This window comes from Pseudomonas putida (genome assembly GCF_001941965.1).
Taxonomy (GTDB): Bacteria; Pseudomonadota; Gammaproteobacteria; order Pseudomonadales; family Pseudomonadaceae; genus Aquipseudomonas; species Aquipseudomonas putida_L.
Genome location: NZ_MKZO01000020.1, coordinates 19,759 through 42,538 on the forward strand (window position 1 = coordinate 19,759; position 22,780 = coordinate 42,538).

19 protein-coding genes and 1 pseudogene are annotated in these 22,780 nt (G+C 64.9%); 2 read left to right on the forward strand and 18 right to left on the reverse strand.

Going from position 1 to position 22,780, the window contains the following annotated elements; translation table 11 throughout:
- Positions 1–90 precede the first annotated feature (90 nt).
- The 14 genes from PSEMO_RS12175 to PSEMO_RS12240 form a co-directional block, all read right to left on the reverse strand.
- Positions 91–1,344, reverse strand: coding sequence for an arsenic transporter (locus tag PSEMO_RS12175; RefSeq protein WP_081430240.1), 1,254 nt, complete (start codon positions 1,342–1,344; stop codon positions 91–93).
- 4 nt (positions 1,345–1,348) lie between these two features.
- Positions 1,349–2,881 carry a sensor domain-containing diguanylate cyclase gene (locus PSEMO_RS12180; RefSeq protein ID WP_075803320.1) on the reverse strand — a complete coding sequence of 511 codons (1,533 nt, stop codon included), beginning with the start codon at positions 2,879–2,881 and terminating at the stop codon, positions 1,349–1,351.
- Positions 2,882–3,060: 179 nt separating this feature from the next.
- Complete coding sequence (locus PSEMO_RS12185; protein ID WP_075803321.1) at positions 3,061–4,122, reverse strand: hypothetical protein; 1,062 nt, start codon at positions 4,120–4,122, stop codon at positions 3,061–3,063.
- Positions 4,123–4,277: 155 nt separating this feature from the next.
- Positions 4,278–6,644 (reverse strand): hypothetical protein, encoded by a 2,367-nt coding sequence (locus tag PSEMO_RS12190; RefSeq protein WP_075803322.1) that lies wholly within the window; start codon positions 6,642–6,644, stop codon positions 4,278–4,280.
- Positions 6,645–6,654: 10 nt separating this feature from the next.
- Positions 6,655–7,809 (reverse strand): hypothetical protein, encoded by a 1,155-nt coding sequence (locus PSEMO_RS12195; RefSeq protein ID WP_075803323.1) that lies wholly within the window; start codon positions 7,807–7,809, stop codon positions 6,655–6,657.
- Entirely contained in the window at positions 7,788–9,224 is a 1,437-nt protein-coding gene (locus PSEMO_RS12200; protein ID WP_075803396.1) for an alkaline phosphatase family protein, read from the reverse strand. Before PSEMO_RS12200 ends, PSEMO_RS12195 begins: the two co-directional genes overlap by 22 nt.
- Complete coding sequence (gene eboE / locus PSEMO_RS12205) at positions 9,211–10,446, reverse strand: metabolite traffic protein EboE (RefSeq protein WP_075803324.1); 1,236 nt, start codon at positions 10,444–10,446, stop codon at positions 9,211–9,213. Before eboE ends, PSEMO_RS12200 begins: the two co-directional genes overlap by 14 nt.
- The gene (locus PSEMO_RS12210) at positions 10,443–11,327 is read right to left on the reverse strand and encodes a TatD family hydrolase (RefSeq protein ID WP_075803325.1); all 885 of its coding nucleotides are present in this window, start codon (positions 11,325–11,327) and stop codon (positions 10,443–10,445) included. Before PSEMO_RS12210 ends, eboE begins: the two co-directional genes overlap by 4 nt.
- A gap of 71 nt (positions 11,328–11,398) precedes the next feature.
- Complete coding sequence (locus PSEMO_RS12215; protein ID WP_075803326.1) at positions 11,399–12,136, reverse strand: EboA domain-containing protein; 738 nt, start codon at positions 12,134–12,136, stop codon at positions 11,399–11,401.
- Complete coding sequence (locus tag PSEMO_RS12220) at positions 12,133–13,023, reverse strand: UbiA family prenyltransferase (RefSeq protein WP_075803327.1); 891 nt, start codon at positions 13,021–13,023, stop codon at positions 12,133–12,135. The genes PSEMO_RS12215 and PSEMO_RS12220 overlap by 4 nt, the downstream gene beginning before the upstream one ends.
- Complete coding sequence (locus tag PSEMO_RS12225; protein ID WP_075803328.1) at positions 13,020–14,894, reverse strand: 3-dehydroquinate synthase; 1,875 nt, start codon at positions 14,892–14,894, stop codon at positions 13,020–13,022. Before PSEMO_RS12225 ends, PSEMO_RS12220 begins: the two co-directional genes overlap by 4 nt.
- A gap of 187 nt (positions 14,895–15,081) precedes the next feature.
- A complete protein-coding gene (locus PSEMO_RS12230) occupies positions 15,082–15,354 on the reverse strand; it encodes a hypothetical protein (protein ID WP_075803329.1) in 273 nt (90 codons plus the stop codon).
- Between the two features lie 3 nt (positions 15,355–15,357).
- Positions 15,358–15,822 (reverse strand): hemerythrin domain-containing protein, encoded by a 465-nt coding sequence (locus tag PSEMO_RS12235; RefSeq protein WP_075803330.1) that lies wholly within the window; start codon positions 15,820–15,822, stop codon positions 15,358–15,360.
- Between the two features lie 109 nt (positions 15,823–15,931).
- The gene (locus PSEMO_RS12240; RefSeq protein WP_075803331.1) at positions 15,932–16,789 is read right to left on the reverse strand and encodes an SDR family oxidoreductase; all 858 of its coding nucleotides are present in this window, start codon (positions 16,787–16,789) and stop codon (positions 15,932–15,934) included.
- 171 nt (positions 16,790–16,960) lie between these two features.
- On the opposite strand from PSEMO_RS12240, the gene PSEMO_RS12245 reads away from it, so the two are divergent.
- Entirely contained in the window at positions 16,961–17,485 is a 525-nt protein-coding gene (locus PSEMO_RS12245) for a hypothetical protein (protein WP_075803332.1), read from the forward strand.
- A 176-nt stretch (positions 17,486–17,661) separates the two neighbouring features.
- Here PSEMO_RS12245 and PSEMO_RS12250 read toward each other — a convergent pair.
- Together PSEMO_RS12250 and PSEMO_RS12255 are read right to left on the reverse strand one after the other, a co-directional pair.
- Positions 17,662–17,955: pseudogene (locus PSEMO_RS12250) on the reverse strand (short chain dehydrogenase); the annotation flags it as partial.
- Positions 17,956–17,969: 14 nt separating this feature from the next.
- Positions 17,970–19,172, reverse strand: a complete 1,203-nt coding sequence (locus PSEMO_RS12255) for a zinc-dependent alcohol dehydrogenase (RefSeq protein WP_075803333.1) — start codon at positions 19,170–19,172, stop codon at positions 17,970–17,972.
- Positions 19,173–19,308: 136 nt separating this feature from the next.
- Here PSEMO_RS12255 and PSEMO_RS12260 point away from each other — a divergent pair, with 136 nt between their 5' ends.
- Positions 19,309–19,920: a dTMP kinase gene (locus tag PSEMO_RS12260; RefSeq protein ID WP_075803398.1), complete on the forward strand. Its 612-nt coding sequence runs from the start codon at positions 19,309–19,311 to the stop codon at positions 19,918–19,920.
- A 118-nt stretch (positions 19,921–20,038) separates the two neighbouring features.
- Here PSEMO_RS12260 and PSEMO_RS12265 read toward each other — a convergent pair whose 3' ends face one another.
- Entirely contained in the window at positions 20,039–20,488 is a 450-nt protein-coding gene (locus tag PSEMO_RS12265; RefSeq protein WP_075803334.1) for a GNAT family N-acetyltransferase, read from the reverse strand.
- A gap of 45 nt (positions 20,489–20,533) precedes the next feature.
- Positions 20,534–22,666: a c-type cytochrome gene (locus tag PSEMO_RS12270; RefSeq protein WP_218641239.1), complete on the reverse strand. Its 2,133-nt coding sequence runs from the start codon at positions 22,664–22,666 to the stop codon at positions 20,534–20,536.
- Between the last annotated feature and the right edge of the window lie 114 nt (positions 22,667–22,780).

Sequence of the window (22,780 nt, forward strand, 5' to 3'; positions counted from 1 at the left end):
CGGATGGTTTTTGGGGCCGCTGTGCGGCCCTTCGCGACGGTTCGGCGCTCCGACAAGCTCGCCCACAGGAGCACGCGTCGTGCAGGTGATCTACAGATGCAGCGCCAACAACGCCCCAACCAGCGCAGGCGGCATCACCAGGACGCCCAGGCGCAGGAAGTCCAGGGCACCGACATGTTCGCCCTCGCGGCGGATTGCCACCAGCCAGAGCAAGGTCGCCAGGGAGCCGGTGATCGACAGGTTCGGCCCAAGGTCTACGCCAATCAGCAGTGCCGCGGTGGTCTGGGTCGGCAGGTCGGCGAGCTGGCCGATCGACCCGGCAATCAGCCCGGTGGGCAGGTTGTTGAGCAGGTTGCTGGCAAGGGCGACAGTGACGCCCGCCGTCCAGCTGGCCTGCACCGGCGCTTCCCGGGCCAGGCCGGCGAGACCCTGGGCGAGCTGTTCGATCACCCCGGTGCGTGCCATTGCCTCGACCAGTACGAACAACCCCGCCACCAGCGGCAGCACGCCCCAGGCGACCTGCCGCAGCACCGGCAACGGGCTGCGCCGCTCGCGCAGGTGGACCAGGCCAAGGGTCGCCAGGCCGGCGCAGAAGGTCGGCAGGCCGAGGTCGCCGCCCAGGGCCGAGGTCGCCAGGAGCACCGCCGCGGTCAGCACGATGCCCACCGCGCACAGGCGTGCACCACTGGACAATGGCTGCGCCTCGATCTGCAGCGCCAGCGGTTGGCGGATCCGCCGGCGTTGGGTGAGGCGCAGCATCAGGTAGGTCAGGCCGATCGCCGCCAGCGACGGCAGGCTGAAGTGCCGCAGCCATTCCAGCAGCGGCGGCATCTGCTCGCCGAAGACCACCAGGTTGGCCGGGTTGGAAATGGGCAGGACGAAACTCGCGGCATTGGCGATAAAGGCGCAGATGAACAGATACGGCAGCGGCTCGGCCCTGGCCGCGCGGCAGGCGGCGTACACCGCCGGGGTCAGGACCACGGCGGTGGCGTCGTTGGAGAGAAACACCGTGACCAGCGTCCCGACCAGGAATACCAGGTCGAACAGGCGCTGTCCGGAGCCCCGGGCATGGGCCACCGCGTACCTGGCCAGCCAGTCGAACAGGCCCTCCTGGCGGGCCAGTTCGGCCAGCACCATCATGCCGATCAGGAACAGGTAGACATCCACGCCCTTGGCCACCGCCGCCAGTGCTGCCGGCAGCGGCAGCAGGCCGCTCAGGGTCAGCAGCAGCGCGCCACCCATGGCCCAGGCATATTCAGGCACCCGCCACGGCCGCAGGATCACGCCGCAGGTGGCGAGGGCGGCGATGATCCAGATCATCAAGGCGGGATCGGTTACGGGCATGGCTTCACTCGGTTTGCGCGGTGTTCGCGGTCTTGGACCCGGCTAGCGCGAGACGGTTGCGTCCGCCTTCCTTGGCCGCGTACAGGGCCTGGTCGGCCGCATCGATCAGGGCCTGGGGCGACGTCAGCAGGGCATCCGCGGCGCAGGCCAGGCCGATGCTCACGCTGACCCGGCCGAAGGGGCTGTCCTGGTGCCGGATATCCAGAGTATGCAGCGTGTCCAGCATCGACCGGGCAACCACCCTGGCGCCTTCGGCATCGGTATTGGGCAGGATGACCGCCATTTCCTCCCCGCCGTAGCGGGCCACCAGGTCCGGCGGCCGGCGGATGCAGGCCGTCAGGGCCTGGGCCACCTCGCGCAGGCAGGCATCGCCAGCGAGGTGACCATAGCAGTCGTTGTAGCGTTTGAAGAAATCGATATCGAGCATCAGCAGGGCCAGGGACGTGGCATCCCGTTGCGCGCGGCGCAGCTCCATGGCCAGGGTCTGGTCGAAGCACCGGCGGTTGGCCAGGCCGGTCAGGGCATCGTCCAGCGCCAGGCGTTCGAGCTGGCGATTGCTGTCGAGCAACTGTTGCTGCGCCACGCGCAAATCGCCTTCGACCACGATTCGCCGGCGCAGGGCACGGATCAGCAACCAGCCGATGATGCCGGTCACCAGCAGCAGGAGGGAAACCACCAGCATCGACAGCATCGCTTCGAGGCGCCAGGCCGCCAGGGCCTCGCGCTTGCCCAGGGCTACGGTGGTCACCAGGGGCAGGCGGTCGCTCTTGCGAAACGCATAAAGGCGCTCGACCCCGTCCAGGCTGGAAGTGAAGGAGGCGGTACCGACGCTTTTGTCCACCAGGTACTTGGCGTAGATCGGCGATTGCGAGAAGTTGCGGCCCATGTCCTGTTCGCGGAAGGGGTAGCGCACCAGCAGCCTGCCGTCGGTATAGGACAGGCCGATCGCCCCGTCCTGGCCGATATCCAGGGTGCCGAACAGGTGCAGGAAGTTCTCGATCCCCAGGGTCACTGCCACCACGCCGGCGAAGTTGCCATCGGCGTCGTTGAAACGCCGGCTGATGGTGATCACCCATTCCTGGTTGGCCCGACTGCGGATCGGCGGGCCGATGAAGGGCTCGCGGGAGGGGTCGTCACGGTGATGGATGAAGTAGGCGCGATCACTGCTGTTGGCGCCCACCGGAATCGGCCGGTTGGAGGACATCAGCCAGCGCCCGGCGCGGTCATACACGGTAATGCCGCTCAATTGCGGCATCAGCGGCTGCTGGCGGGCGACCAACTGGTTCATCCGGGCGATCTGGGTCGGGCCGCTGCCCTCGGTCTCCAGGCGTTCGACCAGGCCGAGCAGGATCAGCGAACTCTGCCGCACGATGCCTTCGGAGTAGGTGACCAGGGCCTGGGTCAGGTTGAGGCCGTGAACATCGATTTCCGCCAGCGTGCGGTCCCGGGAGGCCATTACCTTCCACAGGGTCAGCGACGCGAGGGAGCAACCGATCAAGGAGAGCAGCAGAACAACGAGGTGGATATCACGCTTCACGTCAGCACCTGAGAGAGTCCGTATTCCTGGGCAGTCGGTTGTCAGCAACCGCAGCGAGGGGCGCATTCGTGGCCAGGTGCAAGGATACCGTGGGTGATGGCGAAGCAATAGTACGGCGCGCGGGAGGGCGTCACGTCCCTGACGCCAGGCCGGCGTAGAAACATGACGCGAACCAAGGTTCAGCCGGGAAGTTGCACCCGGCGCAAGCGGCCTTCCAGCGGCACCACGCTGCCGTCCGGCGCGGGCAACGACCGCCCCAGCATGCCCATGCCCTCGCTGACTACTACCGCACCCGGCACCAGGCACAGGTTGGACGGGGTATCCAGGCCACGGGCCAGCACGCTGACCGCGCCGCTGCCCAGGTCGCAGTGCAGCAGTCGCCCGCTGAAGCGGGTGAAGCCGCCATGCAGGGTTTCACCCTGCCAGGCGTGGGTCAGGGGCTGCTGCAGGCTTTCGCAGAGTTCCAGGACCAGCACGTTGCCCTGGGCATCCAGGGCCAGCCCGGTGGGCAGTTGCAGGCCTTCGATCAGCACCTCGAGCTTGCCGCTGTCCGGCCATACCCGGATCACCTGGCCGGCCTTGTCGGCGAAGTCCACGCCTTTGCGCTCGGGGGCGGAATGCAGTTCGCCGGAGAACAGGCTGATCAGCACCGCGTCCGTTGCCGGCTCGTACACCAGGGTGACCGGTACGGCTTCCTGGCCTTGGGCAAGGTCCGGCAGGTGGACCAGCACCCGCTCGCCGTCATCCGGCCCGAACGCCACCAGCTCATTGGTATCGGGCTTGACCGCAAGCCAACTGCTCAGGGTGGGGTGATAGCACAGGGCGTTGAGGTTGCCACGGCTGTGGAACAGCGGCTCGGGTGGGCTGTATTGCAGGTCGAGCAGTTTCGAGCCCTGGACATAGTCGGTCTGGCTGACCAGGTAGCGTCCGTCGCCGAAGGCAATGTCCGACAGCCCCATGATTTCGTCACGCAGCATGCGTGCCTGCATGTTCATGGAGCGGAAGCCGTCGGCGAGGATTTGCGGTGCCTGCCAGGCGGCGGGATCGTGCGGGTCGGCCGGCAACCGGCTGATCCGGCCGCTGAACGGTTCACCCGGCAAGCCGCTGCCGGCTTCGGTCAGCAGCAGGCTGCCGTCCTCCTCGACATGCACGCCCCGCGGGTTGAGCAGGCCGTGAGCGATGAGGGTCGACGGATGAAGGTTTTCACGAGGATGGAGTGGAACATGTATGGGCAGTGGCATAAATCTTCCCTGTAGCGCGTTCCCTGTGGGAGCTGGCTTGCCAGCGATTGCTGTAGTGAATTCACCATAGCTATCGCTGGCAAGCCAGCTCCCACAGGGAACGCGTCTTTTAATGAGAACGCCGGGCGACATCACTGCCGCCCGGCATTTCCGGGTTACTGGATGTTCAGGTTGTCGTAGTCCGCCATGCTCAGCGGCATCGGTGGGTACTTCTGCTGCACCAGCTTCTGCGCCCAGAGCTCCAGCACCGCGCGGCGGCCTTGCGGCATGTCGCGGGTGATCGGCATGGCCAGGGTGCTTTCCTCCTGGTACGCCTTGCTGACCAGGCGAATCAGCTGGTCCACTGCGCCCTCGATCCGCGTCAGGTTATTCAGCGGCATGTACTTGTTCATGATCGGGTACAGGTAGTAGTAGATCTCGAAGATCTGCGGGTAGATGAAGCTGTCCCAGATCGCCTGCCCGGAATCCTTCTGCTGGTAGACCTTGTTCCACTGGTCGACGAACTGCTGCTTGAGGTTGTCCTCGCTCGGCAGCACGCGAATCGGAGCGAGGAAGTCCACGTAGGCGGTCAGGTAGTTGAAGCTGAAGACGATGTCGGCGGTGCCGTCTTCATCGGGGTAGAAGCGCAGGGTCGGGAAGCCCGGACTCACCCCGGTGACCGTCACCTTGGCGATGCCGTTGCTGTCGGTGGTGATGCGCTTGTAGTCGTACTCCACCGGCTGGCCATCGGGCTTGAGCTTCCTGATGACCGAGGGCTCGCGGTCCTCGAAGCGCAGGCACGCGCCCAGGTTCACGCCCGAGCAGGTTGTCCTGTAGTCGTGGTAGTACACCGGGAGTGGTGCAACCTTCGCTTGGGTTTCGACGAACGCCATCAGCTTGCGACCTGCACCTTCGGTTGCCAGGGCCATGACGTCGGGCGAGTCTTCGAACTGCGGGAAGTTCTCGACGTTCTGCGCGCGATTGTCCGGGTAGTCGTTGAACAGGACGAAGTTCGGGTCGTCGCGGGTGCCCAGGTAGTAGCTGGAGGTGCCCAGCAGGTAGGGGTTGTTGTACTCCGCCACCAGCAGGTCGAGGTTCGCCGCCGGCTTGCCGTTCTTCTGCACCATGATGGTCAGGGTCTTGGTCTCGCCGACGTCGACGAAGCTGCCACTTTCGATCACTTCGGCGGTCCAGGTTTGCTGGAGCGAGGTCGGCAGTTGCGCGCCCTGTTGGCGCACTGCCAGTGGCGCCGTGCCGGTCAGTTGGGTCACCTGGGCCGGCGTCAGGGGCAGGTCGAGGATGCCGGACTGGTGGTCGAAGGCACTTTGTTGATAGTTGCTGTAGTCGAACGGCACCACCGGGACGAAGGTGCTGCCCTGGTAGGTGCCAACATCGAAGGCCCCCAGGTCCAGCCGCTGCGGCTGGGGAATGCGTGGGTCGATACCCGGTTGTGCAGGGCCGGGAATGAACGGGAAGCTGTTCATCAGGTCGAGGGACAGGACATTGTCATGGACCTGGGCCGAGATGACACCCAGCTCTACGCTCTTGGGCCTGAGGTTGTAGGAAGGCGGCACTGCGACTGCCGTTTCAGCCACCAGGCGGCGGTCGGCGGGCGCGGTCGGGTACTCGTTCTCGTGCCACAGGCCCAGGACCCCGGACGAGCAGCCATAGGCCGGGTTGAAGAAGATGTCGGCGGGGTTTTCCAAGCCTTTCTTGTACAGCTGTTGCAGCAGGTCCGGGTCGTTTTTCGCGCTGACCTCAGGCTGGTCGTTGAACACGCCGTTCATGTCGTAGCTGGTCAGGTAGCTGCAGAAGCGGAACATCAGGCCTTGGGCATTCTGCTGTTCCATCTGGTCATGCAGGTTCTTCAACAGCAGCGAATCGCCGATCAGCCAGTTCAGGTTGGCTTTCGGGAAGCAGGTCTGCCAGGTGGCCGTGACGTAGATCAAGCCGCCGAACGAAGCCCAGTTGAAGTTGAGGAAGCGATCGAGCATGCGGTATTGCCGGGTGGCGGTCAGGCCGCATTTGTCGTTGCCCAGCACCAGGCGGTCGAAGTACAGCGCGGTGAAGGTATTCTGCCAGGGGCTGACGTCGACGAAGCGTGCCGGGGTCGGAGTGTTGCTGCCGAACGGGTTGCCGTACAGGTTGTAGGGCGTGGCGATCAGCGGATCGTTGTCGACATAGCCGCCGCCGGGCAGTTCGCCACCGATGATGGTGGAGACGGTATCGCCGTAGGAAACCGTACCGCAGCCGTTGTCACCGAACAGATCCCACTCGGCGGGCACGATCCCGTCGGCTCCGGCGTTGGGCGGCGCCTGGATGACGCTCTCTGGCGCGCTGCTCAGCTTCTGGTACTGGATCATCCACGGGATCAGGGTTTGCGGGGCGTTTTCCGGGGTGATGTCGTACTGCTTGAGGAAGTCCCAGTTCATCTGCATGTTCACCGCGTCGTACAGCGGCATCATGTCGTTGTTGTTACCCGTGGGCGGGTTCCAGAACATGTGGCCCTTGAAGTAGATGCGGGGGAAGTTCAATACGCTCATGTCGTGCTCCTTAAGGGCGCTGCCACTGGGCGCGCTTCAGCGACCAGACAAAATCCAGTTTGTTGTAGCCAGCGAATGCAGACTCCGGCAGCGGTGCCGTCGGATAGACGATGCCGTCCTTGCCGTCCTTGCCGCTCAACGAGAAGTTGAAATAGCCCTTCTGCGTCGAGTAGGCCGCCGTGCCGTGGCAGGCGAAGCACGAGGACTGGCTCTGGAACGCCGATTCCAGTTGGGAGTTGGCGAGCAGGGTGGGGTTGGTCTGCAGCTGGGTGCCGATCAGCTCGTAGCTCGCCAGGTTCGTGTACCAGCCCTGGAACTGCTTGTTGACCGGCTGGGCCGCCTCGGTCGGCCCGGTGCTGTTGGTCATTGGCTTGGGCGGAATGTCGTTGGTCACGGTGTAGCTGGGGTTGTTGACGTTCTCGAAGGTGGTCCAGACCCAGCCCTCGACCAGCTTGTTGATCACATGCAGGGCACTGAGCGCGGCATAGCCGACCTCGTAGCTGCCGTCATCGTTCTGGTAGTAGGCCTGGGCGATGTAGTAACCGTCCTTTTGCAGGGCGGCCTGGTAGCTGGAGTCGTTGCCGATCCACAGCCAGCCGGCCTTGACTTCCCAGGCACTGTCGGGGAAGTCCAGGTTGCTGGTCAGCTTGGCCTGGCCATTCATGTTGTACACGCCCTGGCCAACGATGTAGTTGAAGGTGGACTCGCTCATCAGCAACTGGAAACGCACCGGCTTGCCCCGTTGCGATTCAGGCACCGAGCCGCCCATTTCGAGGATCAGGCCATCGACCTGTTGCGTGGCGTTGAGGTTGTGGAAGACCCGCTGCGGGTTCATCCCCGGGATCTTCGCGGCGGCCTGGAGCACCACTTTCGGCGGCGCCACCGGGGTGCCGTAGGGCGTAGGCTTGGAGCCGTCGGCCAGGTACACCTGGTCCGACGGTTTCAGGGTTTCCCAGACCCGGTCGAGTCCGTTCGCGGCCGGCTGGTTGAGGCAGTTGAACCAGTTCCAGCTCAGGGTTTCCGGGCTCTGCTTGAGCTCGGCCTGGGCCTGGGCCGCATTGCCGTTGAAGGTCAGGAAGTTGCTGCAACTGAAGGGGTTGGTGTTATCAGCCTGGGCCAGTCCGGCCAGTGTACTGAGAACGGTTATTGAGATGGCTCGCCGCATGTGTGCTCCTTGGCATTGGCCAGGTCGGTAAGGTTCTGCCCCAGGAAATGCTGAAGGAGCAGGTGTTTGACCGCCGTCGCCGCGATACTCTGCGGCAACGGTACGTCGCAATCGGTGATGAGCAGCGGGCCGGCCTGGGCGCTGGCAGGCGGACGGCCGTGACTGCCACGGACCAGCCCGCTGTCCAGCGGGATCAGGTCCATGTAGTAGCGAAAGCCGAGTTTTTTCTGCAGCAGCCGGCGCGCCACCTTCAATTTCGGGAAGCGGATGGCGGGGTCGACGAACAGTTCCACCGGGTCGTAGCCGGGCTTGCGGTGGATATCCACGGTGCGGGCGAAATCCGGCGCCCTGGCGTCGTCGAACCAGTAGTAGTAATCGAACCAGAACCCGGGCGCGGCCACCGCCACCAGCTCGCCGCTGCGTGGGTGATCGAGTTGCCAGGTGCGCTGCTCGTGCTTGTCCAGCACCTGCTCGATACCCGGCTGCTCCTGCAGCAGGGCCTTGACCCGCGGGATATCCCGAGGGTCCTTGATGTAGAGATGCGCGATCTGGTGGTCGGCCACGGCAAAGGCGGCGCTGGCACCGGGATCGAGCAGCTCCCAGGTCAGCGACTGGCGTACCTGCAACAGGCCTTCGGCGCGCAGCACACGGTTGATCGACACCGACTGCTTGACCGCTTCGATGCCGTACTCGGACAGCAGCATCACCGCCACGCCCTCGTTGCGGGCGTGGCTCAGCAGGCGCCCGACCTCGTGGTCGATGGCCCGCACCTCATCGGCGATCGACGGGTGATCGGGGCCGACCTTCTGCAGGCTGTAGTCGAGGTGGGGCAGGTAGACCAGCTGCAGGTCGGGCCGGTTGATCTGGAACTCCAGCAGGGCGCAATCGACGATCCAGCGGCTCGACGCAATGCCGGCGGCCGGTCCCCAGAAACCGGGGAACGGAAACTCGCCGATCTGTGCCTCGATCTGCTCGTGCAACCCCGGCGGCGACGAATACAGGCCGAACAGCTTGCGCCCGTCCGCCGGGTAGTGCGGGCGCGGGGTGATCGAGGCATCGATGTTGGCGTACATGTTGTACCACCAGAACAACTGGCTGCAGCGGAACCCGGGCAGCTCGCGCTTGAGGGTGTCCCAGACCTTCTCGCCCTGGATCAGCGCATTGGGTTGCAGCCAGAAACGCACTTCGCCCTGGTCACGGAAGTACCAGCCGTTACCGACGATGCCGTGCCGGGACGGCGACTCGCCGGTGAGGATCGACGCCTGCACCGTGGAGGTGACCGCCGGGAACGACGGTTGTAGGCTGGCCATCCGTGCGGTTTTCAACAGTTCGTTGATGTGCGGCGTGTTCGGTCCCAGCAGCGAGGGCGTCAGGCCGACCACATTGATCAGCAGCAGGGGTTTACGGGCAGGCATCGGCATGGACCTCGTGCACCGGTTGTTGCAGCAGGCGGCGCTGGCGCAGTTGCGCTTCGACCCAGTCCAGTTCGGCGCTGATGCCGCGCAGTTGGGCCTGTTCGTCGGTGGGGCGCAGCGGTGCGGGCAGGACACCCCAGCTGTAGGTTTCCACCTCGAGCACGGGGCGCAGTTCGTCGTGGGCCGCGAGGTAGTCGAAGGTCTGCCCGAGGGCGACCTGGCTGCCGCTGAGTTCGGGTAGCAGCAGGTGCTCGCTGAACAGCGGCACATGGAAATGGATGCGCAACTCGGAATAGCGCCCCGGGTGGGTAGCGCAGTCATCCAGCGCCGCCGGCAGGTCTGCCCAGGCGTTCAGGCGGCCTGCGCTATCCCTCGCCTTGACCTGATGCAGGTAGGTCGCTTCGCAGAAGTCACCCAGCACCCCGAGGACCTGCCGGTAGCGCTGGTGGTCCTCGGCCGGCAGGCGACAGATCATGGCGTTGGACAGCTGGATCTTGCCGATCGGTACCCCGGCCTGGTGCAGCCGGTCCAGGGCGCGGTAGCAGTCTTCGAACATCACCGCCTGGTGGCAGACGTCGAAGCACAGCGCCAGATAGCTGTGGTTCGGGTCGCTGGCCTGCCAGTGGCGGAAAAAGGCGATGGCCTGGTCGGTGGTTTCGAGCACGCAGTCCGGCTCCATTTCCAGGCAGAACAGCACTTTCTTGCCGGTCTCCCGGTGCAGCCGGGCCAGCCCGGCGGTGAGCTGGCGCAGCTGGTTTTCCGCACGTTGCTGCAAGGCCGGGCTCCAGCTGGCGGCGTAGCCCAGGGGTACGGTGGAAATCACCCCCTGGGCGCAGTCCTCCGGCATGGCCTGCACCAGGATCCGCGCCAGGTTCAGGCTGTAGGTCAGGCGCTCGGGCATGGACCAGTCGGGCAGGTAGACCTCGGCCTTCACCGCGCCTTCATGGAATTCGCCATAGGGAAAGCCATTCAGCGAGGTCAGGCGCAGACCGGTTTCGCGCAGCAGTTCGAGAAACTGCGTGCGTGCCGATTGCTCTTGCAACTCGCCCGCGGCCCGGGCGCAGATCCACAGGCCGCTGTCCTGCTCTTGCAGGCCGCGGAGCTGGCGCACGCCCTGGAAGTGCCGCTCGATGGAGGCCCGCAACCCGGCCAGGTCGCGGGTCGGGTGGACATTGCTGCAATACCCGACCTGGGCGGGCGTCCAGCCCACGGCGGCACTCATTTGACCACCGGGTCCTGGCCGCGCAGGGCGGAGTTGTCCTGCCAGGTCTTGCGCTGGTCGATGGGCAGCGGCGTGCTGACCAGGGTCTTGTCCAACTGGCCGCTCTGGGCGAAGAAGTCCACCGGGTTGTGGAACAGCACCTGCTCGACCTGGGCTTCGCTGAACCCGGCGGCGCGCATGGCTTCACCGGTCTTCGGCACCTTGAGCGGGTCGCTCACGCCCCAGTCGGCGGCGCTGTTGACGATCATCTTTTCGGTGCCGTACTGCTGCAGCAGGGCAACCATGCGCTGCTCGGACATCTTGGTATTCGGGTAGACCGAGTGGCCACGCCAGCAGTTGCTGTCCAGCACCAGGGGCAGGGTCAGTTCGTTGAGGTGGTCGATCACCACCATGTGCTCCGGGATGCCCACTTCGCGGATCACCGCCAGGGTGCGCTTGGTGCCGCCGATCTTGTCGCGGTGCGGGGTATGCACCAGTACCGGCAGCTTGAACTGCATGGCCATTTCCAGTTGCAGGGCCAGGAAGCGGTCTTCCTCGGGGGTGATGTCGTCATAGCCGATCTCGCCGACGGCGACCACGCCGTCCTTGACCAGGTAGCGCGGCAGGATGTCCAGCACCTCCTGGGCCAGGAACAGGTTGTTGGCTTCCTTGGGGTTGATGCCGATGGTGCAGAAGTGATGGATGCCGAACATGCTGGCGCGGAAGCGCTCCCAGCCCACCAGGGTGTCGAAGTAGTCGGCGAAGCTGCCGACGCTGGTGCGTGCCTGGCCTTGCCAGAACGCGGGCTCGATCACCCCGGTGATGCCGGCGGCCGCCATGTTCTGGTAGTCGTCGGTGGTACGGCTGACCATATGGATGTGCGGATCGAAATACTTGGGCATGGTGAATCCTCATCAAGGGAAGACGTGATCGGGTAGGCGGGTGTTGCATGGGTAATCAGTTGCGTGGGTAATCAGGTGTCGGGCAAGTAGTCGCGCCACTCCGCGGGCAAGCGCTGCTGCCGGTACAACCCCGCCAGCCGCTGGCGCTGGGCCGGGCTGAGCAGGTCGAAGGCGATCAGCCGGGGCAGGCTGGGCGACACGGGGCGTTCGGCGGCGAGCTGTTCGTCCATCAGGTCGAGGGCCAACTGGTTGAGGGTGACGCCCTGGCGCTGCGCCAGGCCGTGCACGCGTCCGGCGTCGAGGCCCATGCCCAATGCCTTCAGCACAAGCTGGTGAAAGGCCCGCTCGGCGTAGTGGCGGGACGGGTAGGGGTTGTCCAGGACCAGGGCGGCGAATACCTGGGGATTGCTGGTGCGGCCGGCCAGCAAGGCCAGTTCCAGGCAGGCGCCATGGCTGTCGAGGTCGTCGAGGGCTTTGAGCAGGGCGATCTTTTCCTGATCGTCGCCCCACTGGAACAGCTGCTCCAGCAAGGGCCGGCGAGCGTCGCCGGGCTGGTGTTCGAGCACCGTGGCGAGCAACAGCGCGCGTGCCAGTTGCACCGAACTCCAGCCTGAATCGCCCGGCGCCTGTTCGCGCAGGTGGCGCTTGCACTGGCTGCCGAGGATCGCGGCGGTATTGGCGTCCGGGGACTGTTCGAGGCGTTCCCGGGCCTGCTGCCACCAGGCCCGTTCGGTGGCGTCGAGCAGTGCGTTCAGGGCCTGGGTCCGTTCGGCCAATTGATCGTGGCGCAGCGTGACGTCCATGTTCATGTCGGTTTGATCCAGCGCTGGAAGTGTGGAAGCAGGAAGAACACCAGAACGCAGAACAGGCTGCCCAAGGGTTGATTGGCCACCGCCATCACTAGGGCATCGAACAGCGGCAGGGCGGCCAGGCCGGCGCCGATGAAGGCCCGCACCTTCAGGCGCTGCGGGTTGGCCAGGTGCAGCCAGTAATGCCGGCCGAGCCAGCCCAGCCACAGCGCCAGCACCGGCCAGAACCACAGGGTGTCGGCGTAGATCGCCAGGGCCAGCGGGCTGAGCATCAACAGCAGGGGCAGGCGGCTGATCAGCTGGTTGCGGTGTTCCTGGCTGGCCAGGTAGGTCAGGCTGCTGATATAGACGCCGAGGAGGATCGCGCACAGCCAGATCGGCTCGGGCGGTACCGCCAGGCTGGCCGCGGCGGTGAGGTACAGCGCCGAGCGGCAGGCGCCCATCAGCCACACGCTGTGCACGTATTTCTTGTGCAGCACGTTGTAGCCGAGGATGCAGCCGACCAGCAGGACCACGCTGCCCAGCAGCCAGTGCGGCTGCTCGATCAACTGGCTCAGCACGAGTGCCGAGGCGCCGGCCAGGGCCAGCAGGAGCAAGGTGGCGATACGCACCTGCTGGCGGCTGACCAGGCCCAGGGTGATGGGGCGCGGATTGTCGTGCTGCTGGTCCCAATCGGCGTCGAGCAGGTCGTTCAGCAACATGCCGGCGAGGTACAGCAGCGACAGGGTGACCAGCAGCAGGATCCACACCAGCGAGGACGGCGGCGCCAGGGCCCCGGCGCTGCTGGCCAGCAGGGCCGCGGCGAGGGAGTTGGTCCACACCGTGGGCAGGTTGGAGACCCGGCCCAGGGTCATCCAGGTCTTGAGGCTGGTTGGGCTCTGGTTCATTGCGCGCAACCCTGGGTCAGGCCGAAGAGCGCGGCGCCGCGACCGGCAAGCCGGAGCAGGGCCTGTTCCATCAACTGGTCGTCGATTTCATGCAGGTCGATGGAGGCGCCGATGCGATTGAGCATGGGGATCGACAACTGGCCGCCCAGATGCTGGCGGAACTCTTCCAGCCCGAGCAGCACCAGGGAGCGTCCGTGGGCATCTTTCAGGCTCAGTTCCGGTGGGCACAGGTCGAAGCCGAGTCTTTGCAGCAGGTTCAGCACCCGCTCGCTGTCGGAATCGCCCAGCAGCCCCAGGGCATTGGCGTAGAGCGCATCGAGGGCCATGCCCACGGCGACGGCTTCGCCATGGCGCAGGCGATGATGGCCGAGGTTTTCCATCCGGTGGGCGGCCCAGTGCCCGTAGTCCAGCGGGCGGCCGTTGCCGCGCTCGAAGGGATCTCCGGCGCCGGTGATATGGCCCAGGTGCAGTTCCGCGCAGCGGCGGATGGCATGGCGGCTGGCGGCAGGCTCGAAGCGGGCGAGGGCGTCGGCCTGCGCCTCCATCCAATTGAAGAACGCCTCGTCCTTGATCAGCGCGACCTTCACCGCCTCGGCCAGGCCGGCGAGCTGGTCGCGGCGGCTCAGGCTGGTCAGCAGCTGGAAATCGTTGATCACCGCGCTGGCCGGATAGAAGGCGCCCAGCAGGTTCTTCTGGCCGAAGGCATTGATGCCGTTCTTCACCCCGATACCGGCGTCGTTCTGCGCCAGCACCGTGGTCGGGATACGGATCAGGCGCATGCCGCGGTGGAAGGTGGCGCAGGCGTAGCCCACCGAATCCAGCAGCGCGCCGCCGCCCATGGCCAGCACATAGCAGTGACGGTCCAGGCCGTGGTGCAGCATGTCGGCATAGAGCTGTTGCAGGACATCGGCGGTCTTGCTCAGCTCGCCGGCCGGCACGGCGATCGGCGCGGCCTGCAGGTGCAGGTCGGTGCTGCGGGCGGCGAACCAGGTGTCGATCTGCCCCGGCAACTGCGGGTTGCAATGCAGCAGTTGTTCGTCGGCAAAGATCAGCACCGTCACCCGGCCGTGCTGTGTGGCGGTGAGTTGCTGGTGCAGGCAGTCGTTGTGCGGGGCGAACAGATGATCGGTGAACAGCACCGGGTAGTCGTAGCTGACCTCGAAGCGGCCGTGCAGAGCAGGTGCGCCTGTTGGCCTGCGCAGTTTGCGCACCAGGCCGTAGCCGGCGATGAACAGCCCGGGCAGGACCATGCTGGCAAGGATCGTCACCAGCAGGGCGTTTTCCGCGATCAGGAAGCTGCCGATGGCGCTGTAGGCCAGGGCCAGCCCGGCATTGGCCAGGGTGGTGACGATAACGAAGGTGCGCAACGGATACCGCTGCATGCCGGCGGCGACCACCGAGGTTTCCGCCAGCACGGGAACACCGCGCAGGCACACCAGCGACAGCGTGCCGAGCTTGTAGGCCAGTTGCCCCGGCTTGCGCTGGTGCAGGCCAAGGCGCCCGGAAAGCACGCGGAAATAGCCGGCGCCCAGGGCATAGCCCAGCCAGGCACCGAGGCACAGGCCGATGAAGATCACTAGGTAACCGCCCACACCGCCCAGTGCCGCCACGGCGAGCAACGCCACCACGCTCGATGGCACCGGCAGCACCACATCCAGGGCGAGCAGGGCAATCAGCAGCAGGGCCAGGTTGGCTTGCTGTGCGGGGGTATCGGGCAGGTACGCCTCAAGATGGTTCAGGAAGTCCTGGATCTGCTGTTCGAACAACAGGAAGCTGGCGATGACCAGCAGCGAAAAGCAAAATACAGACACCCAAAAATGATCGGCATGCACCCGTTTTGCGAGCGCACGAGGCCAAAGACCGCGTTTCATCAAGCATCCCTCTTGATATTTTTATGACTGATTTCCGTTTCAGCTTTGTCGGCAGAGCGTTAATGCTTGGGTGGAATAAAAAAGGTTCCAGAGTGGGTGATATTGTTTTGATGGCTAATTCGACGGTTGCCTCAAACTTAGACGCTCGCGAGGCTTTTGCAAGGCGGGGGATGAACGATTTTTCAGGTCAGTTGTCGGTGGGGTTTGCGGCGCTGGCCCGCACATGCATGCGGGTGTTTTTCTTCCACCCGCGCAGGTTCATGCCGCACAGGCAGACCTGCAGCACGATCAACGCCCAGGCCTCGGCCTGCCAACCCCAGACGGCCCAGAGCAGGTTGCTGGCGATGAAACAGCAGAAGCCGGCCTTGCGCCTACCCGGGCGGCGTGAGCCGATGCACCACGCCGCCAGCACGGTCAGGGCCATGGCCGGCCATTCCAGCAGGTCGATCCACAGCGCCATGGGTCAGGCCGCGCGCTGTTCGTCCTTGAGCAGTTTCTTCTGGGTTTCCATGGTCTGGCCCAGTTGCTCGAGCAGGTCCTTGCCCAGCAACTTCTCTGCGGTCGGGAACAGCTCGCTTTCCTCCTCTTCGATATGGTGCTCCAGCAGCTCCTTCATCACCTTGACCCGCCCGGCGAACTCGACGGTACCGGTCTCGGTATGCAGCAGGTCGGGGATCACCAGGGAATCGACGGTGCGGTGTTCTTCCTTGGCCTCGTAGTACATCTTCGCCTCCTCCTTGCCGCCGGCCTGCTTGATCGCCGGGTAGAGGATGTCTTCCTCCAGCTGGGTGTGGATGTGCAGTTCCTGCTCGATGCGCTGCAGCAGTTCCGCACGTTTCTTCACCGCGCGTTCGGTGGTGGCGGAGAGTTCTTCCAGGAGCTTCTTCACGAGCTTGTGGTCTTCGGTCAGCAGTTCGATGGCGTTCATGGTTTCACCTCTTCGGGGGCTGGATAAACACGGTGTTGCAGTGGGTTGAGCCGGGTTCAAGGGCAAGGGTTCCACGACGACGATGGTTGGCGCGGTACCCGGTGTGCGTTCAAAGAATCGGCTTGCCGCCGGTCACGGCATAGCGCGAGCCGGAGATGTAGCTGCCTTCGTCCGAGCCCAGCAGCACATAGATCGGCGCCACCTCGACCGGCTGGCCGGGCCGCCCCAGCGGGGTCTTCGAACCGAATGTCTTCACCGCTTCGTCCGGCATGGTGGCCGGAATCAATGGCGTCCAGATCGGCCCTGGCGCCACGCTGTTGACGCGGATGCCCTTGCTGCCCAGCAGTTGCGCCAGGCCGGCGGTGAAGTTGGCGATGGCGCCCTTGGTGGTGGCATAGGCGAGAAGGGTCGGCGTGGGGTCATCCGAGTTCACCGAACTGGTGTTGATGATCGAACTGCCCGGCGCCATGGAAGGCAGCGCTGCCTTGCAGATCCGGAACATTGCGGTGATGTTCACATCGAAGGTGCGCAGCCATTCCTCGTCGTCGATCTCGTCGAGGCTTTCCCGGGTCATCTGGAAGGCAGCGTTGTTGACCAGGATGTCGATGCGCCCGAACTGCTCGACCGTCCTGGCGACAAGGTCCTGGCAGTGGGCCTTGCTGGCCAGGTCACCGGGCAGCAGCAGGCACTGGCGCCCGGCGGCCTCGACCCAGCGCGCGGTTTCCCGGGCGTCGTCGTGCTCGTCGAGATAAGCGATGGCCACGTCAGCGCCTTCGCGGGCATAGGCAATCGCCACGGCGCGGCCGATGCCGCTGTCGCCGCCGGTGATCAGGGCAACCTTGTCCTGCAGCCGGCCGCTACCGGTATAGCTTTGCTCACCGCAATCCGGATAGGGCTCCATCTGCCGTTGCGAACCGGGGACGCTTTGCGGTTGGGCGGGAAAGGGTGGAGTAGGGTAGTCACGCATGCTGGACGCTCCTGTCGTCGTTGGCTGATATGGGTTCGAAAGGCAGGACGCGCCTGGGTTGGACTGGATCGACAACTTGGGCGACGAGCGGTGTGGACGGCGTATTTCAGTGAATCTTTGCGGCCGGGCCGGCTCTATCGGGGATGTCCCACTTCCCTACGGGTGCCTCCAGTGCCACGCATCATCACCCCGTCCACCCCCGAACACGAGATCGACGCGCGCAATGCCAGGATGTTCGGCTCGCCCAAGGAGCGCCTGGATTTCTACCGCCGCGAGATCCAGTACGAAACCAGCATCCTCGCCAACCGTACCGACGCCTACCTCACCGCGCAGTCGTTCCTGGTGATTGCCTTCGTTTCGTGCATGGGCAACCTCAATCCGGGCTGGGGCCCGAGCTTCACCCTGATGGTTGCGCCCTTCCTGGCGCTGCTGGGCGTGTTGAGTTCGCTGAATGCCTGGCCGGGGATCCGCGCGGCGTTTCGCATCATCGAGCACTGGCAGCTCAAGCAAAGCCATCTGCTGCGCAGCGAGCCGATGATGGGCCTGGCCTATGACGAGTCGCCGCTGTTCAGCGAGGCAGAAACCTCGCGGGCGGGGCATCGCAAGTCGCTGCTGTTTTCCCTGCGTACGCCGTGGATCTTCCTGGTGTTCTGGATCGTGCTGGGCAGTTACTCGGTGTATATCCAGATGATGTGAGCGAGTACGGGGCCTTGCCTGGGCCCCGTATTGGCTGCTGCAGCTTAGTGTCGGCGGCGTTTCAGGGTAGCCAGGGCGAGGCCGCCGATCAGCACCATCGCCGCCGCCATTACCAGTCCCGGGGTCTTGTTGACGGCGCGAGGGGCCCGTTGGACTGGCTCCCAGCCATCTTCCGGCTCGACGAAAGCGGACGCCTCGACAAGCGTCACCGGCAACACCGCGCCGTCCACCAGAGCCAGTGACAGGTCATGGATTTCCCCGGCGATACGGTCGGGGAAGACCGGCTCGCCTGTGGGGTCCAGACTGTCGTAGATGAACCGGGTGCCCTCCAGCCAGCCCACGGCGGTGAGTAGCTCGGGACCGAGGTAATACTTGCCATCGAGGAAGAATCCCGGGAACTGGTGGGCTCGCTCGATGCTTTCCACCTGGTAGCGTTCTCCGGCCTTCATGCCGGTTGCTGGATCGATCATGGTCGCGCGCTCCTTCATAGGTAATCCGTGCCGAGAGTCCCGGCCGCCGCACCAGGGACGAGGATGACCTTGCGGCAGTCGTCTTCCTTCTGGTCGAACATCCTGTAGCCCAGCGCCGCCTCCTCCAGCGCCAGGCGGTGGGTGACGATCATTTCCGGCTGCAGGCGCCCGGCCTCGATATGCTCGAGCAGTTCCGGCAGGTATTTCTGCACATGGGTCTGGCCCATCTTGAAGGTCAAGCCCTTGTCGAAGGCATCGCCGAACATGAAGCCGTGGATGAATCCGGCGTATACCCCGGGCACGCTGACCACGCCACCGCGACGCACGGCAGCGATGCACTGGCGCAGGGCCTTGCCGCTGCTGGTCTCGATCTTGAGCGCGGTGAGCACGGTTTCCGTTGTGCTGCCCTTGGCTTCGAAGCCTACCGCATCGATCACCGCATCCACGCCGCGCATGCCCGAGGTCTGGCGGATGATGCTGTCGGCCGGATCGTCGTCCTGTTCGAAGTTGATCGGGATCACCCCGTAGGCGGCCCCGGCGTAGGCCAGGCGGTAGTCGTTGTCGTCGACCATGAAGATCGTCTGCGCGCCGAGCATTCGTGCGCAGGCGGCGCTGAGCAGGCCGACCGGGCCGGCGCCGTAGATCGCGACGGTGGAGCCCGGTTTCACCTCGGCATTGAGCACGGCCTGCCAGGCGGTGGGCAGGATGTCGGAAAGGAACAGCACCTTGTCGTCGGACAGCTCGGTCGGCACCTTGAATGGCCCGACATTGCCCTTGGGCACGCGCACATAGTCGGCCTGGCCACCGGGCACGCCGCCGTACAAATGGCTGTAGCCGAACAGCGCCGCACCGGGCGGAATGCCTTTCTTGTTGAGGATCGAACCGCGTCCGCTGTTGGTGGTTTCGCAGGCCGCAAACTGCTCGAGCTGGCAGAAGAAGCAACTGCCGCAGGCGATCACGAAGGGAATCACCACCCGGTCGCCGACCTGCAGGTTGGTCACCGCGCTGCCGGTGTCCTCGACGATGCCCATGAACTCGTGGCCGAAGATATCACCGTGCTCGGTCTCGGGTATCTTGCCGCGGTACAGGTGCAGGTCCGAGCCGCAGATCGCGGTGGCGGTGACCCGCAGGATGATGTCGTCCGCCTCCTGGATCTCCGGGTCCGGGACGGTATCCACTCTGACGTCGTTGGCGCCGTGGTAGGTCAATGCTCGCATCTGCTGTCACTCCCTGGTGGTTGTACGGTCTATTCAGGGGAAGCCGGCAAGCGGGGCAAAGTTCAGCCGGATTGATCGGAGGAGCGCCGGGCCCTGTACAATCCGCCGCTTGTGCGTTGCGAGAGTCAGCATGTCGATCGATCGTCCGTTGTTCGTTTGCCTGGATGGCCCCAAGGGGACCGGCAAGACCACGTTGCTGGAGGCCGTCACCCAGGTGCTCAGGGCCGATGGCCGCAAGGTGATCCGCCTCAGCGAACGAAACAACGATCCCCACCGGGCCGACACCATGGCCCTGGTCAACCAGCTTGCCCGACATCCAGACCCGGAGCTGGAACGGGAGGTGTGTGAACGTCTTGCAGACAGCCGTGCCTGGATCTCCCGGCAGGTGCTGCCCGAACAGCCCGCAGGCAGCATCATTCTGATGGACCGCTGGTACCCCTCCGAGGCGGCTTTTCGGCGGCTGGTGCCGTTTGCCGAGGTGTTGCGGATCAACCTCGAGCATGGAGTACAGGTGCCGGACCTGGCGGTCGGGGTGGTGACCGATCCGCAGGTTTCCTGGGCAAGGGCAGCGTCGCGCACACGCGGGCTGGGCAGCACCGTCATCCGTGAACTGGACGAGCATGTCGCGGCGACCCGGGCGTTCGAGCAGGCGGCGCTGCAGCAGGGGTGGTTCCTGTGTCGGAATGAGGGGACGGTGGAGGAGGCTACCTTCGCGGTGGTTGATGCGATCCGCGGGGTGACTCCCTGATGATGCACCGCGTACCCTGTGGGAGCTGGCTTGCCAGCGATAGCGGTAGTGAACTCACCATCGTCATCGCTGGCAAGCCAGCTCCCACAGGGTACGCGGCGCTCTTCGGATAGTTGCTCTAGTCGGCCAGATACTTGTGGTAAGTCAGGAACTCGCTTTCCCGTTGATAACCCAGGGACTCGTACAGCGCTTGGGCGGCCTTGTTCGAGGCCGCGGTATCGAGGCTGATACGGTCCGCACCCTCGGCCGTGAGCAGCGCGGTCAGATGGTTCATCAACTGTCGCGCATACCCCGCCTTTCTTGCCTGCGGCGCGACGAACAGGTCATACAGCCAGTAAAAGCGCTTCATCGCCAGTGAACACAGCGCCGGATAAAGCTGGGCGAAAGCAACAGCGTTGCCTTCGCCGTCCAGCACCAGGAAAATCCGCGAACGGCGTTCCTGCAGGTTGATGCGCAGGAATTCCCGGGAAGCCGGCAGATCATCCGCCAGTTCATAGAAGACCCGGTACTGGTTGAACAGCACCGCGGCCGGGTCCACATCCTTGAGGCTGCATTCGATGATCTGCATGGGGCGCTCCGAAAAGGCGGAGTGTGCCGCCAGCCCCGGCGCCAATCAATAGCGTGCATCCACCGGCTTCTTGTCCTTGGGCCAGTCCTTCACCTTGCCGGCGAAGTCCGGCCGTGGCTTGTGGCTGAAGTACGCCGCGACATCCACCGCTTCCTGGTCGGTAAGGCCACCCTGGCCCAGCGGGAATCGATCATGGAAGGCGATCGGCATGTTCTGTTTGACGAAGGCCGCAGCGGTGTAGGTACGGGCCATGCCGGCGCCGATATTGAACGAGTCGTCGCCCCACAACGGCGGGTAGACCCATTTGCCGTCGGCGTTCTTCACCCCTTCGCCGTCATCGCCATGGCACAGCGCGCACTGCACGGCGTAAAGCTTCTCGCCGTTTTCCAGGTCGGGCACGATGCCCGGATCGATCTTGCCGACCCCGCGCCCCTCGACCTTGTCGGCCGGGGTGGTTTCGCGCTTCATCCAGTCGAAATAGGCGACCATGGCCTTCATTTCCGTGGACTCCAGCGCCAGCGGCTTGCCGTTCATGGAGCGCAGGAAGCAACCGTTGATGCGGTCCTCCAGGCTGATCACCCGACCGGCCCGCGGTGCATAGCTGGGGAAGAAGGCCGAGACCCCGATGTAAGGCGAGCCATCGGCCACGGTGCCGGCGTTGAGATGGCAACTGGCGCAGTTGAGGGCGTTGCCGACATTGCCTGGCAGCAGTTCGTGGGTGTTGGTGTTGAGCCGGGCCCCGAGCACCAGTTGCTCGGCATTGGGCTCCTTGAGCAGGTCGGCCAGGCGCGGGGTGACGAAGGGACGGTTGTCCAGTTGGCGTACATCCAGGCGTTTGCGCATGTCGGCCACCACCGAGGGGCGAATGGGCTTCGCCGTCGGGTTGCCCCAGGCGTGGCGGGTAAAGTCGAGGATCTCGGCGATCTCGTTGTCGCTGAGCCGGGCAAACGAGGGCATGGTCAGCACCCGGGCATTGCGCTCGGTCTGCGCTGAACGCCAGCCGGTCAGGGTGATATGCACCAGCGTGGACGGGTCTTCCGACATCAGCACCGGATTCCCCGCCAGCGGCGGGAACACACCCTTGACCCCGGCACCGTCGGCGCGGTGACAGTCGGCGCAGAACTGCTGGTAGCCCAGGCCACCCCGGGAGGTCAGTAGCGTGGCGGGCGGGCCGCTCGTCTCGCCGCCGCCCGGCGCAGTGATGCTCGGTGCCGGCCCCTGGGCAACCTGCATGGGCTTGTCGTATTCGGAGGACGGCAACGACTTCAGGTACAGGCCCACGGCCTGCAGGTCGCTATCGGTCATGTACTGGGTGCTGTGCTGGACCACATCGACCATGTTGCCGGACACGCTGCCATGGCTGTTGCGCCCGGTCTTGAGCATTTCCGCCGTCTGCTCGGGCGTCCACAGGTTGCGCAGGCTCAGGGCCCGCCAGCCTTCCACGGTTTCACCGGCGAGGAAGTAGCTGCCGTGCTTGCCGGCCTCGGACAGGGTCTTTTCCTGGAAGCCGATGCCCCGCGGGGTATGGCAGGCACCGCAATGGCCGAGGCCCTGGACGATATAGGCACCGCGGTTCCAGGCTGCGTCCCGGGCCGGGTCGGCACTGAACGGCTGGTCATCGAGGAACAGCCAGTTCCACACCGCCAGGCCCCAGCGCTGGTTGAAGGGGAAACCCATGTCCGGCTCGCGGTTCGGCTGGCGCACGGGATTCACGCCCTGCATCAGGTAGGCATACAGCGCCTGCATGTCCTCGGTGCTGATCCGCGTATAGGACGGGTAGGGCATCGCCGGGTAGAGGTTGTGGCCATCGGCGGCCACGCCCTGGCGCATGGCGCGGTCGAACTGTTCGAAGGAGTAACCGCCGATACCGGTCTCGGCATCCGGGGTGATGTTGGTCGAGTAGAGCACGCCGAACGGGGTTTCCAGGGCGAGGCCACCGGCCATGGGCTGGCGCTTGTCGCTGCCGGTGTGACAGGCCACGCAGTCGCCCAGGCGGGCGACATAGCGGCCGCGCTCGACCAGGGTGCGGGTGGCCGGGTCGAGGTCATCGGCGTAGTCGGCGGGCAGGTCGTCGATGACCTGCGGTGCGCTGGCGTTATCCCGTGGCGCTGCACCGAGCGCGTGGGCGCTGCCTGCCAGCAGGAGCAGCGTGGCGAGCGAGCGGAATATCTTTTTCATCATCAGGAACCCGATCCATTGATTGCAAGGTGTCGATATTCGACGCCTTTAACGTCCTTTCTTTGTTTTGCCCGGATCATGATGTTGATCAAACAAGTTGCTTATAAAGCGACT

Bases quoted from the DNA above. Each gene is read 5' to 3' on its own strand.
- PSEMO_RS12255 (WP_075803333.1), bottom strand. From the start codon at position 19,172: ATGCGAGCATTGACCTACCACGGCGCCAACGACGTCAGAGTGGATACC.
- PSEMO_RS12215 (WP_075803326.1), bottom strand. From the start codon at position 12,136: ATGAACATGGACGTCACGCTGCGCCACGATCAATTGGCCGAACGGACC.
- PSEMO_RS12235 (WP_075803330.1), bottom strand. From the start codon at position 15,822: ATGAACGCCATCGAACTGCTGACCGAAGACCACAAGCTCGTGAAGAAG.
- PSEMO_RS12225 (WP_075803328.1), bottom strand. From the start codon at position 14,894: ATGAAACGCGGTCTTTGGCCTCGTGCGCTCGCAAAACGGGTGCATGCC.
- PSEMO_RS12185 (WP_075803321.1), bottom strand. From the start codon at position 4,122: ATGCCACTGCCCATACATGTTCCACTCCATCCTCGTGAAAACCTTCAT.
- PSEMO_RS12210 (WP_075803325.1), bottom strand. From the start codon at position 11,327: ATGCCCAAGTATTTCGATCCGCACATCCATATGGTCAGCCGTACCACC.
- PSEMO_RS12175 (WP_081430240.1), bottom strand. From the start codon at position 1,344: ATGCCCGTAACCGATCCCGCCTTGATGATCTGGATCATCGCCGCCCTC.
- PSEMO_RS12230 (WP_075803329.1), bottom strand. From the start codon at position 15,354: ATGGCGCTGTGGATCGACCTGCTGGAATGGCCGGCCATGGCCCTGACC.
- PSEMO_RS12240 (WP_075803331.1), bottom strand. From the start codon at position 16,789: ATGCGTGACTACCCTACTCCACCCTTTCCCGCCCAACCGCAAAGCGTC.
- eboE (WP_075803324.1), bottom strand. From the start codon at position 10,446: ATGAGTGCCGCCGTGGGCTGGACGCCCGCCCAGGTCGGGTATTGCAGC.
- PSEMO_RS12265 (WP_075803334.1), bottom strand. From the start codon at position 20,488: ATGCAGATCATCGAATGCAGCCTCAAGGATGTGGACCCGGCCGCGGTG.
- PSEMO_RS12190 (WP_075803322.1), bottom strand. From the start codon at position 6,644: ATGAGCGTATTGAACTTCCCCCGCATCTACTTCAAGGGCCACATGTTC.
- PSEMO_RS12195 (WP_075803323.1), bottom strand. From the start codon at position 7,809: ATGCGGCGAGCCATCTCAATAACCGTTCTCAGTACACTGGCCGGACTG.
- PSEMO_RS12220 (WP_075803327.1), bottom strand. From the start codon at position 13,023: ATGAACCAGAGCCCAACCAGCCTCAAGACCTGGATGACCCTGGGCCGG.
- PSEMO_RS12200 (WP_075803396.1), bottom strand. From the start codon at position 9,224: ATGCCTGCCCGTAAACCCCTGCTGCTGATCAATGTGGTCGGCCTGACG.
- PSEMO_RS12270 (WP_218641239.1), bottom strand. From the start codon at position 22,666: ATGAAAAAGATATTCCGCTCGCTCGCCACGCTGCTCCTGCTGGCAGGC.